Genomic DNA, 13212 nt, shown 5'->3' with positions numbered 1-13212 from the left:
ATAGTACTTCAATTGTTGGGTTGAATGTAACCCTTGGTTTGTACCCGCCACGCCACTACGTCATTCAACGTATTCCTCGGAGATTGTCGCCTAGTTAATCTTGTCTCATCCAAAACCAAGACGGGAGAGCAAGATGGCGTTGAAGAGGGTAGTGCTGGCGGTGGCTGTGGCGGCGGTGGGCAATGCCTGGGCCGGCGCGACGATCAATATGGGCGACGACAAGTCGGTCAGCGTCGGCTTCGGTCTGCGCGAGAGCTACACCAGCGCGGAAGGCGGCGCCCCTGACGGCGGCCGCTCCAGCGACTTTAATCTGGACAGCGGCCGCCTGTTCTTCGGCGCTTCGCTGAACAAGAACATCAAGGGCATGTTCAACACCGAATGGGACGGCGACAAGATCCGCGTGCTGGACGCCGCCGGCCAATTCGCGATCTCGCCGGAGCTGAATATCTGGGCCGGCCGTCTGCTGTCGCCTTCCGACCGCGCCAACATGGCAGGCCCCTACTACTCGCTGGGCGGCGGCTACTGGGCCGGCGTGGCTTCGCGCTACGGCTACAACGGCGGTATCTTCCGTGGCCGCGATGACGGCGTGGTCGTGTGGGGCAATGCCGGCGACGGCGGTCGCCTCGGTTACTCGTTCGGCGCCTTCGAAGGCCACACCTTCGGTATCGGCTCGCTGACCCAATCGGCAGCCAAGGCCGCCGGCGTTAAGGCCGACGACGCGCTGATGTACGCCGGCCGCGTGCAATACGATTTCTGGGACCCGGAACCAGGCTACTACGGCACCGGTAATTACCTGGGCGGCGCCGACATCCTGGCGATCGGCGTGGCCGGCCGCTCGCAGAAAGACGGTATCCTCACCACCGGCAAAGTGGGCGACTACAAGTCGTGGAACGTCGACTTCCTGCTGGAGAAGCGCCTCAAGGGCGCCGGCGCGTTCGCGGTGGAAGCGGCCTGGTACAAGTACGACACCGACGGCATCATCCTGGCCGAACAAGGCAAGGCTTATTCGGCCGGCGCCTCCTACATCTTTGAAGACAAAGCCGGCTGGGGCAAATTCCAGCCCTTCGTGCGCTGGCAGAAGTTCGCCGCCGACACCAACATCGACACCAAGCAGTTCGATGTCGGCACCAACTACATCATCGACGGCTACAACGCGCAGATCAGCGCCGTGTACTCGAAGACCAAGATCACCAGCGCCGCCGACACGGACAAGTTCCAGATCGCGCTGCAACTGCAATACTGATTAACCACCACGGAGCTAACCCATGCAAAATCGTCGTAACTTTATCGGCACCCTGAGCCGCATCGCCGCTGCAACCGCCTTGCTGGCCGCCGGTGCGCAAGCCCACGCCGCCGACACCATCAAGGTCGGCATCCTGCACTCGCTGTCCGGCACCATGGCGATCTCGGAAACGTCGCTGAAAGACGTGGCCCTGATGACCATCGATGAAATCAACGCCAAGGGTGGCGTGATGGGCAAGAAGCTGGAGGCGGTGGTGGTGGACCCGGCCTCGAACTGGCCGCTGTTCGCGGAAAAGGCGCGTGGCCTGATCGCACAGGACAAGGTATCGGTGGTGTTCGGCTGCTGGACCTCGGTGTCGCGCAAGTCGGTGCTGCCGGTGTTTAAGGAACTGAACTCGCTGCTGTTCTACCCGGTGCAGTACGAAGGCGAAGAGCTGGAGAAAAACGTGTTCTACACCGGCGCCGCGCCGAATCAGCAGGCGATTCCGGCGGTCGAATACCTGATGAGCAAAGAAGGCGGTGGCGCCAAGCGCTTCGTGCTGCTGGGGACCGACTATGTTTATCCACGCACCACCAACAAAATCCTGCGCGCTTTCCTGAAGAGCAAAGGCGTGAAGGACGCCGATATCGATGAAGTCTACACCCCGTTCGGCCACTCGGATTACCAGACCATCGTCGCCAACATCAAGAAGTTCTCGGCCGGTGGCAAGACCGCGGTGATCTCGACCATCAACGGAGACTCCAACGTCCCGTTCTACAAAGAGCTGGGCAACGCCGGCCTGAAGGCGACCGATGTGCCGGTGGTGGCGTTCTCGGTGGGCGAGGAAGAACTGCGCGGCGTGGATGCCAAACCGCTGGTCGGCCACCTGGCGGCATGGAACTACTTCGAGTCGATCAAGAATCCGGTGAACGCGGACTTCATCAAAAAATGGAAAGCCTACGCCGCCGCCAAAAAGCTGCCTAACGCGGCCACCGTGGTGACCAACGACCCGATGGAAGCGACTTACGTCGGCATCCACATGTGGGCGCAAGCGGTGGAGAAGGCAAAATCGACCGACACCGACAAAGTGATCGCGGCGATGGGCGGCCAGAGCTTCAAAGCACCGTCGGGCTTCACGCTGACCATGGACGCGACCAACCATCACCTGCACAAGCCAGTGTTCATTGGCGAGATCCGTCCGGATGGCCAGTTCAACGTGGTCTGGAAAACGCCAGGTCCGGTGCGCGCCAACCCATGGAGCCCGTACATCCCGGGTAACGAGGGCAAGCAAAAGCTGTAATCCCCAAGCCCCGTGCGCACACCGCGCGCGGGGCAGCTTCACCTGAGGAATCTCTATGCTGAAAAAACTCCTGCTCCTTGCCTGCCTGCTGTACGCGGGCTTTGCGCGTGCGGCGATCGATCCCGCCGTGCTGGCACCGCTGGCCGGTGACGATCCGGACGCGCGCGTGGCCGCCATCGCCAAAATCGGCGCACTGGCCACCGACGAAGCCACGCACTTGCTGACCGCATTGCAGAACGGCGACGTCTACGCCACGCCCGACGGCAAACTGTACTTCGTCGCGGATGACAAAGCCACCGACGTTGCCACCGGCGCCACCGGTCCCATGCCCGAAGGTCTGGACGGTGTGATGATCAACAACCGCCTGCGCGGCGCCATCGAAGAAGCGATGTCCGCGCTGAAGATGTTCTCGCCCGACCGTGCGCAGCGCCTGGCCGCCGTCACCGAACTGCAAAAGAGCGCCACACTGGCGCAAGCGCCGTTGATCGAGAAGGCCCTGGCGCAGGAGAAGGACACCGACATCCGCGAACTGCTGCAACTGGTCGCCGCCACCGCCAACCTGCAATCGCCGGACGCCGTCAAGCGCCAGGCCGCAGTGGCGGCGCTGGTCGACAGCAGCAACGCCAATCTGCGCCCGACGCTGCAAACCATGGTCACCAGCGACGCCGACGAGGGCGTGCGCGTGGCCGCCGCCCACACGCTGCAGGCGCTGGACAGCCGCCTGGCGCGCACCGAATTCGTTGGCAATGTCTTTTACGGCATCTCGCTGGCCAGCGTGCTGCTGCTGGCCGCACTGGGCCTGGCCATCACTTTCGGCCTGATGGGCATCATCAACATGGCGCACGGCGAGCTGCTGATGATCGGCGCTTACACCACCTACCTGTGCCAGATGGCCTTCCGCCGCTGGATGCCGGATGCGATCGAATGGTATCTGGCCGCCGCGCTGCCGGCCGCGTTTATCGTGACCGCGCTGGTCGGCATCGCGCTGGAACGCACGGTGATTCGCTGGCTTTATGGCCGTCCGCTGGAAACCCTGCTGGCCACCTGGGGCATCAGCCTGATATTGATGCAAGCGGTGCGCAGCATCTTTGGCGCCCAGAACGTGGAAGTGTCCAATCCGGCCTGGATGTCGGGTGGCGTGACCGTGCTTGGCTCACTGGTGCTGGCGTATAACCGCATCGCCATCATTGTGTTCGCGCTGCTGGTGGTGGCCGGCGTGTGGCTGATCCTGAATAAAACGCGTCTCGGCCTGTTCGTGCGCGCCGTGATGCAGAACCGCCGCATGGCCGGCTGCGTCGGCGTGTCCTCGGCCAAGATCGACATGATGACCTTCGGCCTCGGCTCCGGCATCGCCGGCCTGGGTGGCGTGGCGCTGTCGCAGTTGGGGAATGTGGGGCCGGATCTCGGCCAGGGCTACATCGTCGACTCGTTCATGGTGGTGGTGCTGGGCGGCGTCGGCCAACTGGCCGGCACCGTGATCGCCGCGCTGGGCCTCGGTGAAGCGAACAAATTCCTGGAGCCGGTGGCCGGTGCGGTACTGGCCAAGATCGCCATCCTGATCTTCATCATCATCTTTATCCAGAAGCGTCCGCAAGGGCTGTTCGCCATGAAAGGCAGGAGCGCAGAATGAATCATCCATCCCTGTTTTCGCGTCGCGCCTGGAGCGGCATTGCCGCCGGCGTGGTGGTGCTGGCGGCGCTGCCGCTGTTGAATCTCTTCTTTGCGGACGGTCATGCGCTGCACGTGCCGAGCTACATGGTGAGCCTGATCGGCAAATTCATGTGCTACGCGCTGGCGGCGCTGGCGCTGGACATGGTGTGGGGCTATGCCGGCATCCTGTCGCTGGGCCACGGCGTGTTCTTCGCACTGGGCGCCTACGCGCACGGCATGTATCTGATGCGCGCCATCGGCCGCGATGGCGTCTACCAGAGCGACCTGCCGGACTTCATGGTCTTCCTCGACTGGAAATCCTATCCGTGGTACTGGAGCGGCACCGACAGCTTCTGGGTGTCGCTGGCGCTGGTGGTCCTGGTGCCGGGCGTGCTGGCTTTCGTGTTCGGCTTCTTCGCCTTCCGCTCGCGCATCAAGGGCGTGTACTTCTCGATCATCACGCAGGCCATGACCTATGCCTTCATGCTGCTGTTCTTCCGCAATAACACCGGCTTCGGCGGGAATAACGGCTTCACCGACTTCAAGCGCATCCTCGGTTATTCGATCAGCGCGCCCGGCACCAAGGCCACGCTGTACCTGGTGACGCTGGCGGTGCTGGTGGGCGCGCTGGTGCTGTGCCGCTGGATCGTCAAGTCCAAGCTGGGGCGCGTGCTGCAGGCGGTGCGCGATTCGGAATCGCGGCTGATGTTCATCGGTTACAACCCGCTGTGGTTCAAGCTTTTCGTGTGGACGCTGTCGGCGGTGCTGTGCGGGATCGCCGGTGCGCTGTACGTGCCGCAGGTTGGCATCATCAATCCGTCCGAAATGTCGCCGGCCAATTCGATCGAGATGGTGATCTGGGCGGCGGTCGGCGGTCGCGGCACGCTGCTTGGCCCGGTGATTGGCGCGTTCTCGGTGAATGGCCTGAAAAGCTGGTTCACCGGCGCTTTCCCGGACCTGTGGCTGTTCGCGCTGGGTTTGATCTTTATTCTGGTGACGCGCTATCTGCCGCGCGGTCTGGCCGGTCTGGTACGCAAGGAGCAGGCATGAGTGTCAACGAACATCTGGACGAACGTTTGAAACAAGAGACCGGCCCGGACATCATCGGCGCGCAAGGCCCATCATACGGCCGCGTGGCCGGCGAAGGGCTGGACACCACGCACGGCGCTATCCTGTATCTGGAAGAGATCAGCGTGGTGTTCGACGGCTTCCGCGCGCTGAATAAACTCAGCCTGGATATTTCGGTCGGTGAGCTGCGCTGCATCATCGGCCCTAACGGCGCCGGCAAGACCACCATGATGGACGTCATCACCGGCAAGACGCGGCCGACTTCCGGCACCGCCTTCTTCGGCCAGACCATGGACCTGAGCCGCATGAGCGAGCATGAAATCGCCCACGCCGGCATCGGCCGCAAATTCCAGCGGCCGACGGTATTCGAACAGCACACGGTGTTCGAGAACCTGGAGCTGGCGATGAAGATGGACAAGCGGGTGCGGCCCACGCTGTTCGCGCGGCTGTCGTCCGAACAGCGCGGCAAGATCGACGAAATCCTCAAGCTGATTCGCCTCAACGGCAGCGAGCAGCGCCTGGCCGGCCTGCTGTCGCACGGCCAGAAGCAGTGGCTGGAAATCGGCATGCTGCTGATGCAGGAACCGCAGTTGATCCTGCTGGACGAACCGGTGGCCGGCATGTCGGACGCTGAAACGGCGCGCACGGCGGAACTGCTGAACGAATTGCGCGGCAAGCATTCGATCATGGTGGTGGAACACGACATGGCCTTCGTCACCGAAATCGCCCAACAGGGCACGGTGACGGTGCTGCACGAAGGCTCGGTGCTGGCGCAAGGCCGCATGGCCGAGGTGCAGGCCGATGAGCGGGTGATTGAAGTTTATCTGGGACGGTGACGCGATGCTGCAAGTAGAAAAAATCAACCAATACTATGGTTCCTCGCACACGCTGCGCGGCGTGTCGCTGGAACTGGAAAAGGGCAAATGCATGGCGCTGCTGGGCCGCAATGGCGTCGGCAAGACCACGCTGCTCAAATGCCTGATGGGCGTGCTGCCGGTATCGGCCGGCAGCGTCAAGCTGGAAGGGCGCGACATCACGAAGCTGGCGCCGCACCAGCGTGCGCGCGCCGGCATCGCTTACGTGCCGCAGGGCCGCGAGATCTTCGCCCGGCTGACGGTGGAGGAAAATCTGCTGATGGGCCTTGCCACGCATAGCGGCAAGAAGGCGCACACCATCAAGGGCGAGGTGTATGAACTGTTCCCGGTGCTGAAGGAGATGCTGCATCGGCGCGGCGGCGACCTGTCCGGCGGCCAGCAGCAACAGCTGGCGATCGCGCGCGCGCTGCTGGCGGAACCCAAGCTGATTATCCTCGATGAGCCGACCGAAGGCATCCAGCCCTCCATCATCAAGGACATTGGCAATGTGATCCGGCTGCTGCGCCAGCGCGGCGACATGGCCATCCTGCTGTGCGAGCAGTACTTCGACTTCGCGCAGGAATTGGCCGACCAGTTCGTGGTGCTGTCGCGCGGTGAGGTTGTGGCTTCCGGCGCCCAGGCCGCGATGAACGACCCGGACGTCAAGCGCCACCTGGCGGTTTAGTGGTTCTTGAAGAAGTTGCGGGCGATGGTGTCGATTTCGCCCGTACGCTTCATCTGGTAGATGATGGTGTCGAACTGTTTGACGAAGTCTGACTTGTAGGTGTACTTGCCGTTATCGCGGTCGGTGAAGCCAAGGAAGCCTTGTTCCACCGCGATCACCGTCGCCTCACCGATTTCGGCGTGGGCGCCGCCTTCATCCAGCTTGCCCTCGGCCTTGAGCTGATTGCGGGTCCACTGTATCGACACGCGGTCGTTGATGTAGCAATCAATGCGCTTCATGCCCAGCTTGATGATGTTGGTCTCGCTGTCCTTGCCTTCTTCCATGCGCAGGCTGCCGTTGCGTACGGCCTGCTCGAACGCCTCGCCGCCGACGATGAAGCCGGCGTTGTTGCCGATGGTGAGACCGTAGAAGTCTTCCGGCCAGCGCTTGCGCGGCTTGGCGGCCAGCACGTCCTTGCGGCACACCGCCACCACGCGCTCTTCATACAGCGGCAGCGAATATGGCCAGGTCCAGGGCTCGTCCTTGGTATTCAGGTAGGGTGGGTAGAGCGCAAAGCCGCTGCCGCTGCGCAGCAAGGCCATGCCGCGCTTCCAGGGCACGGTCTGCACTTCGATCTTATAGCCATGCATGCGCGCGAAGGCGGCATGCACGATTTCGTAATACAGCCCGGCGGGCTTGCCGTCCTTTTCGTAGGAATAGGGCGGATAGCCGGCGTCGGCGTAAACAGTGACGGGAATATCCGCTGCTTGCGCGGCAGCGCATATCGTCGTGATCAGCAGGGGCAGACAGTATTTGAGCACGTGTCTATCCTAACATGATAGTCATCCATTCCATCAACTGCGAACAGGCATACAACAGCAAGCCGATCATGCCGCCCACCAGCGTGCCGTTGACGCGGATGAATTGCAGGTCTTTGCCGATATTGAGTTCAATCTGGTGCGACATGTCCTTGTCTTCCCACGCTTTCACGGTGTCGCTGATGTGGCGCGTGAGGAAGCTGGAGAAGGCCGGCGCCAGCGTGCGCGCCATGCCGGCCAGGTGCTGGTTCAAAGAGGTGCGCATGTCGGGGTGCGCCAACAGTTCTTCGCTGAGCCAGGCGCTGGCTTGCACCACACCGGTGCTCAGATGTGAGTCGGGGCGCTCTATATCGGTGCGTATCCAATCCCGGACACTGCTCCATAGCTCGCGCGTGTAGCGGTTAAAGGTGTCGCTATCGCGCAGATAGCGTTTGAATTCGTCACCCTTGGCGATGAAGGCGGGGTCGCTTTGCAGCCGCACCACGAAGCGCTGCACCATCTCGTCGAAACGGGCGCGCAGCTTGTGGTCCCGGTCGGCGGCGACGTTTTCCATGATGTTGTTGAGCGTATTGGCGATCATGGTGGCGCCGCTTTCGCTGATCCACTCAGTTGGCAGCATGATTTCCATGGCGCGGTGTTCGCGCTTCAGCCAGGACGCGATCAGCTCCGCCATCATCTGCCGCGTGGCCGGCTTGTTCAAAATGCCGATCAGCGCCCGCATGCCATCATCCAGCAATTCCTGATGGCGGCCGTCGCGCGTCAGGCTGTGGATCACGGTGCCCAGCGACGGCGCCATATCCAGTTTGCCGATGGCGGCGTGCAGTGCGTCGCGCAGCAGTTCCTGAATGCGGGCATCGTCGGCGGTGGCCAGGATTTCCGGCACCAGTTTGGCCAGATGCGCTGCCAGGTAGTTGCGGTTGGCCGGCTCCTTCAGCCACTGCGCCACATTGGTGGCGGGATCGGTCTTCAGGATGACCGCCGCCAGCGCCTCCGGCTTGAGGAATTTATCCTCGACGAAGACCGCCAGATTGTCCGCGATCTTGTTCTTGTTACTGGGGATGATGGCGGTGTGGCGCGCCACGAAGGGGATAGGCACGCGGCGGAACAGCGCCACCACGGCAAACCAGTCGGCCAGCGCGCCAACCATGGCGGCTTCCGAGATGGCACGCAGGCCGTCGATCCAGAAGCCGCGCGGCAGCAGCGAAGTGACGACGAACACCGCCGCCGCTGCCGCCAGCAGCGACAGCGCAAGCCGTTTGGAGCGTAGAAGTTCCTGTTCCTTGGTCATGCCGGCCATTATGGCATGACCGGCCGGGCAGGTGCGCGCAGCTCAGGAACCGGCCGAAGCGCGGATTTTGTTCAGGGCGACCGAGGCGGCCGAGGTGCGGGTTTCAACCCCCAGCTTAATGAAGACGTGTTCCAGATGTTTGTTGACGGTACGCGGGCTGGTGCCGAGGATGTTGCCGATGTCGCGGTTGGTCTTGCCCTTGATGACCCAGTTCAGCACCTCGGACTCGCGCTGCGTCAGTTTGAAGGATGCCATCAGCTTTTCGATTTGCGCATCATCGGATTCCTCGCGCAGCACGATCATCCATTGCTCATTCTCGCTGAATTCCGCCGCCGAGAAGATCAGCCGGCGGCTGCCGCGCGCCAGCGTCAGTGGCGGGTGCGACTGGCCCTGGCTGTGCGCCAACTGTGTCGCTTGCAGCCATGCCGGCAGCTCGGCATCCACCATATAACCCTGCATCAGTGTGCGCGCCAGCGGCGTTTGCCAGACCACTTTACCGTCGCGCGGCGTCATCGCGATGACGGCGTTACCGAAGGCGTCCAGCGCGCTGCGCGCCTGATCCATCAGCCGCGCGGTGTTCATGTGGGAGGTGATGCGGGCCAGCACTTCGCTGGTGCGCAGTGGCTTGGTGACGTAGTCGTTGCCACCGGCCGCGAATGCGGCCACCACGTGTTCCTGCTCGGTCAGGCCGGTCATGAAGATCACCGGGATGTGACGCGTGGCCAGGTTGGCCTTCAGCAGGCGACAGGTTTCGAAGCCGTCCATCACGGGCATGATGGCATCCAGCAGGATGATGTGTGGTTGCGCCTCGGCGGCGCGCAGCAGCGCGCTCTCGCCGTTGTTCGCCACCAGCACCGTGTAGCCCGATTCGTCCAGCGCGTCGTGCAGCACGGCCAGGTTCTCGGGGACGTCATCCACCACGAGCACCAGCGTGGCATTCGCGGCTTCAGTGTTGAAGTTCATTGTTGGTCTCTCTCACAAAGTCCGCCATCGCGTCGAGCTGGAAGCGGCCGGCGAAGTTGTGCATGGTTAGGGTGAAGGGCTGGTAGCGCGGATCGAGTGCGCCGATTTCATCCAGTTTGTTCTTGATGCCGCGTACATAGCCGATGCGTATCAGCTCGCGCAGCGCGGTCATTGCTTCCGGTGGCGGGAACACCATCTCTTGTGACGTTGCGGCGGCTGGCGGCGCGGCCGGTGCTTCGGTAATCCACTCCAGCGACAGCCGCGCGCCTATCCAATCCAGCAGCTCGCTCACGTTGACCGGCTTGATAAAGAAATCTTCGGCGCGAATGCCGGCCGGGTTTTCCATGCCCTTGTCGAAGGCGTTGGCCGACACGATCGCGATTGGCACCGTGGACATGCGCTTGCGGCGCAGGATGTAGCTGGCTTCCCAGCCATCCATGCCGTGCATGGCCAGATCCATCAGGATCAGGTCTGGCTGGAAGCTGGTGTACAGGTCCAGGCATTCTAGCCCGGATTCGGCCTGCTCCACTTCAAAGCCCAGCGGTTGCAGGATGTTGAACAGTAGCTCGCGGTCGACGCGTTCGTTGTCGACCACCAGGATGCGGCGACGCGGGCCGCGATAGCCGGTGCGCTGCAGCGCGGCGGCCGGCTGGGCGTCGCCGCCGCGCAGCGCGCGGCCCTGCGGCGCGTGCACGCTGGGCAGGAACAGCCGCACCTGGAACACGCTGCCGCGCTGCGGCATGCTGCGCACTTTCAGCTCGCCGCCCATCAGCTGCGTCAACATGCGCGCGATCGGCAGACCGAGGCCGGTGCCGCTGGCATTGGCGTGCGCGCTGGCGCTGCCGCGCGAGAACGGTTCGAAGATGTGGTCGATCTCTCCCTGCAGGATGCCGGGGCCACTGTCCTCGATCTCGATCGACGCCATCTCGCGCGCATACTGCAACCGCATCACGATGCCGCCCTGGCTGGTGAATTTGACCGCGTTGCCGAGGATGTTGATCAGGATTTGTCCCAGCCGCTTGCGGTCGGTGCGCACGCAGCGCGGCAGGCTGCCGGTCAGCTCGTACTTGAAGCTCAGCCCCTTGTTGGCGGCCTGCAGCTCGAACATGCGCACCACCTGGCCGATGAAGTCGGGGAAGTCCAGCTCCTTCATGTCGAAGTTGAATTTGCCGCCTTCGATGCGGGCGATATCCAGCGTGCCCTCGATCAGCGACAGCAGATGTTCGCCGCTGTTGCGGATCACGCGCACCGCCTGCTGGCGATGGGCCGGTATCGCCGGGTCGTTGTCCAGCAACTGGGCATAGCCGAGTATGGAGTTGAGCGGGGTGCGGATTTCGTGGCTGATGCCGGCGATATAGCGGCTCTTGGCCTGGTTGGCCAGATCGGCGGCATGCTTGGCCTGCTGCAGCTGGGCGTCGGTCTGCTGGTGCAGCTCGATCTCGCGCGTCAGCAAACCGGTCTGGCGGTTGGATTCTTCCTGCGCCACGCGGCGGCTTTCGCTGGTCAGCACCAGCCACCAGGCGACGATGCCGCTGGCCAGCAGCAGCGCGGCGAAGATCTTGAAGAACACCAGCTGCAGCTGCGGCAGCAGGGCGGTGGCGCTGGCCGGCAGCACCGATTGTTCGTGGTAGTAGATCAGCCCTAGCAGCGCGCCCAGCGACAGCACGGTGACGATCATCAGCAGCAGATAGTGTCCCAGCCCGCTACTGAGGTAGCGCCACAGCGATTGCGGCAGCAGCGCGCGCATCGCTTCCTGCCATTGCACGGCCACGCGCGCGTGCGGTTTGCAGGTGTCATTGCAGCGCGCGTCCAGGCAGCAGCACAGCGAGCAGATCGAACCCTGATAGGCCGGGCAGTGCGCCATGTCGTCGGCCTCGTATTCCTTTTCGCAGATCACGCAGGTCTTGCTGTGTACCGGCGTGGCTGGACGTGCGGTGTAATAGCGTCCACGGGTGGCAATGGCGATCGCTGGTGACGTCAGCAGCGCCGTCAGCAGCGCGATGAACGCCGAGAAGCTTTGCGCCTGTTGGCCGAACACGCCCATGTGCGCCGCCACCGACAGTGCGGACGCCAGCAGCATGGCGCCGACGCCGACCGGGTTGATGTCATACAGGTAGGCGCGGCGGAACTCGATGCCCTTGGGGCTCAGGCCCAGCGGCTTGTTGATGACCAGGTCCGCCACCACCGCCGTGATCCACGAGATGGCGATGTTGGAATACAGCCCCAGTACCTGATCCAGCGCCTGGAACACGTCCAGCTCCATCAGCATCACCGCGATCAGCGCGTTGAACACGGCCCACACCACGCGGCCCGGATGGCTATGGGTCAGGCGCGCGAAGAAGTTGGACCAGGCCAGCGAGCCGGCATAGGCATTGGTCATATTGATCTTCACCTGCGACACCACCACCAGCAGCGCGGTGGCTGCCAGCGCCGCCTGCGGGCGGTCGAACACCAGCCCGAAGCCGGTCAAATACATATGGGTCGGATTGACCGCCTGTTCCAGTGGCATGGCGACGCTGATGGCGAGATAGGCCAGCAGCGCGCCGCCCAGCATCTTGGCGATGCCGAGCAAAATCCAGCCCGGTCCCGCGATCAGTACACCTAGATGCCAGCGCAGCCGGTTGTCGCGCGTCTGCTGCGGCATGAAGCGCAGGAAGTCGACCTGCTCGCCGATCTGCGTGATCAGCGCCACCCCGACGGCGGTGGCGGCGCCGAACATCAGCATATTGAACTGGCCATTGGCGCCATTGCGGCCGGCGTAGTGCAGCAGCTCGCCCGGCAGCTCCGGACGCTTGAGCCAGATGGCGATGAAGGGCAGCGCCATCAGCAGCAGCCACACCGGCTGGGTTAGCATCTGGATGCGGCTGATCAGCGTGACGCCGTGCGTCACCAGCGGGATCACCGCTAGCGCGCTGACCATATAGCCCAGCCATAGCGGCATGTGGAAGTATAGTTCCAGCGCATAGGCCATGATGGCCGCTTCCAGCGCGAACAAAATAAACGTGAACGAAGCGTAGACGAAGGACGATATCGTCGACCCGATGTAGCCGAAGCCGGCGCCGCGCGTCAGCAAATCCATGTCGACGCCGTAGCGCGCGGCGTAGTAGCTGATCGGCAGGCCGGTCAGGAAGATGATCAGGCCGACCGCCATGATGGCCCACAGCGCATTGATGAAGCCATAGTTGACGGTGATGGTACCGCCGATCGCCTCCAGCACCAGGAAGGAAATGGCGCCAAACGCGGTATTCGAGACGCGGAACACCGACCACTTGCGGAATGCGCGCGGCGTGAAGCGCAGCGCGTAGTCCTCGATGGTTTCGTTGGCTACCCAGGTGTTGTAATCGCGCCGGATTTTGACGATGCGCTGTGTCGTGGTCATAAAAAA

10 protein-coding genes are annotated in these 13212 nt (G+C 63.0%); 6 read left to right on the top strand and 4 right to left on the bottom strand.

Going from position 1 to position 13212, the window contains the following annotated elements; translation table 11 throughout:
• Nucleotides 1-133 precede the first annotated feature (133 nt).
• From GJ699_RS08565 to urtE, 6 genes are read left to right on the top strand one after another with little or no spacing between them, the layout of a single operon-like run.
• Nucleotides 134-1243, top strand: a complete 1110-nt coding sequence (locus GJ699_RS08565) for a porin (protein WP_154375030.1) — start codon at nucleotides 134-136, stop codon at nucleotides 1241-1243.
• A 22-nt stretch (nucleotides 1244-1265) separates the two neighbouring features.
• Nucleotides 1266-2522: an urea ABC transporter substrate-binding protein gene (gene urtA / locus GJ699_RS08560; RefSeq protein WP_154375028.1), complete on the top strand. Its 1257-nt coding sequence runs from the start codon at nucleotides 1266-1268 to the stop codon at nucleotides 2520-2522.
• A gap of 55 nt (nucleotides 2523-2577) precedes the next feature.
• Nucleotides 2578-4152, top strand: a complete 1575-nt coding sequence (urtB, locus tag GJ699_RS08555) for an urea ABC transporter permease subunit UrtB (protein ID WP_154375026.1) — start codon at nucleotides 2578-2580, stop codon at nucleotides 4150-4152.
• Nucleotides 4149-5222: an urea ABC transporter permease subunit UrtC gene (urtC, locus tag GJ699_RS08550; protein WP_154375024.1), complete on the top strand. Its 1074-nt coding sequence runs from the start codon at nucleotides 4149-4151 to the stop codon at nucleotides 5220-5222. Before urtB ends, urtC begins: the two co-directional genes overlap by 4 nt.
• Nucleotides 5219-6076 carry an urea ABC transporter ATP-binding protein UrtD gene (gene urtD / locus GJ699_RS08545; protein ID WP_229261999.1) on the top strand — a complete coding sequence of 286 codons (858 nt, stop codon included), beginning with the start codon at nucleotides 5219-5221 and terminating at the stop codon, nucleotides 6074-6076. The genes urtC and urtD overlap by 4 nt, the downstream gene beginning before the upstream one ends.
• A 4-nt stretch (nucleotides 6077-6080) precedes the next feature.
• Entirely contained in the window at nucleotides 6081-6779 is a 699-nt protein-coding gene (gene urtE / locus GJ699_RS08540) for an urea ABC transporter ATP-binding subunit UrtE (protein WP_154375149.1), read from the top strand.
• On the opposite strand, the gene GJ699_RS08535 is transcribed toward urtE, so the two are convergent.
• From GJ699_RS08535 to GJ699_RS08520, 4 genes are read right to left on the bottom strand one after another with little or no spacing between them, the layout of a single operon-like run.
• A complete protein-coding gene (locus tag GJ699_RS08535; RefSeq protein ID WP_371867496.1) occupies nucleotides 6776-7579 on the bottom strand; it encodes a substrate-binding periplasmic protein in 804 nt (267 codons plus the stop codon). The genes urtE and GJ699_RS08535 overlap by 4 nt on opposite strands.
• A 4-nt stretch (nucleotides 7580-7583) precedes the next feature.
• Nucleotides 7584-8864, bottom strand: coding sequence for a DUF445 domain-containing protein (locus GJ699_RS08530; RefSeq protein ID WP_154375022.1), 1281 nt, complete (start codon nucleotides 8862-8864; stop codon nucleotides 7584-7586).
• A gap of 42 nt (nucleotides 8865-8906) precedes the next feature.
• Nucleotides 8907-9827, bottom strand: a complete 921-nt coding sequence (locus GJ699_RS08525) for a response regulator transcription factor (protein ID WP_154375021.1) — start codon at nucleotides 9825-9827, stop codon at nucleotides 8907-8909.
• Nucleotides 9811-13206: a hybrid sensor histidine kinase/response regulator gene (locus GJ699_RS08520; protein WP_154375019.1), complete on the bottom strand. Its 3396-nt coding sequence runs from the start codon at nucleotides 13204-13206 to the stop codon at nucleotides 9811-9813. The genes GJ699_RS08525 and GJ699_RS08520 overlap by 17 nt, the downstream gene beginning before the upstream one ends.
• Between the last annotated feature and the right edge of the window lie 6 nt (nucleotides 13207-13212).

The sequence above is a fragment of the Duganella guangzhouensis genome (assembly GCF_009674535.1).
In the GTDB taxonomy this organism is placed as follows: domain Bacteria; phylum Pseudomonadota; class Gammaproteobacteria; order Burkholderiales; family Burkholderiaceae_D; genus Rugamonas; species Rugamonas guangzhouensis.
This window is presented reverse-complemented; position numbering and strand designations above follow the sequence as displayed.

Excerpts from the sequence above, each read along its gene's own strand:
- GJ699_RS08520 (WP_154375019.1), bottom strand. The coding sequence starts at position 13,206 with ATGACCACGACACAGCGCATCGTCAAAATCCGGCGCGATTACAACACC.
- GJ699_RS08525 (WP_154375021.1), bottom strand. The coding sequence starts at position 9,827 with ATGAACTTCAACACTGAAGCCGCGAATGCCACGCTGGTGCTCGTGGTG.
- urtE (WP_154375149.1), top strand. The coding sequence starts at position 6,081 with ATGCTGCAAGTAGAAAAAATCAACCAATACTATGGTTCCTCGCACACG.
- urtB (WP_154375026.1), top strand. The coding sequence starts at position 2,578 with ATGCTGAAAAAACTCCTGCTCCTTGCCTGCCTGCTGTACGCGGGCTTT.
- urtD (WP_229261999.1), top strand. The coding sequence starts at position 5,219 with ATGAGTGTCAACGAACATCTGGACGAACGTTTGAAACAAGAGACCGGC.
- urtC (WP_154375024.1), top strand. The coding sequence starts at position 4,149 with ATGAATCATCCATCCCTGTTTTCGCGTCGCGCCTGGAGCGGCATTGCC.
- GJ699_RS08565 (WP_154375030.1), top strand. The coding sequence starts at position 134 with ATGGCGTTGAAGAGGGTAGTGCTGGCGGTGGCTGTGGCGGCGGTGGGC.
- urtA (WP_154375028.1), top strand. The coding sequence starts at position 1,266 with ATGCAAAATCGTCGTAACTTTATCGGCACCCTGAGCCGCATCGCCGCT.
- GJ699_RS08530 (WP_154375022.1), bottom strand. The coding sequence starts at position 8,864 with ATGACCAAGGAACAGGAACTTCTACGCTCCAAACGGCTTGCGCTGTCG.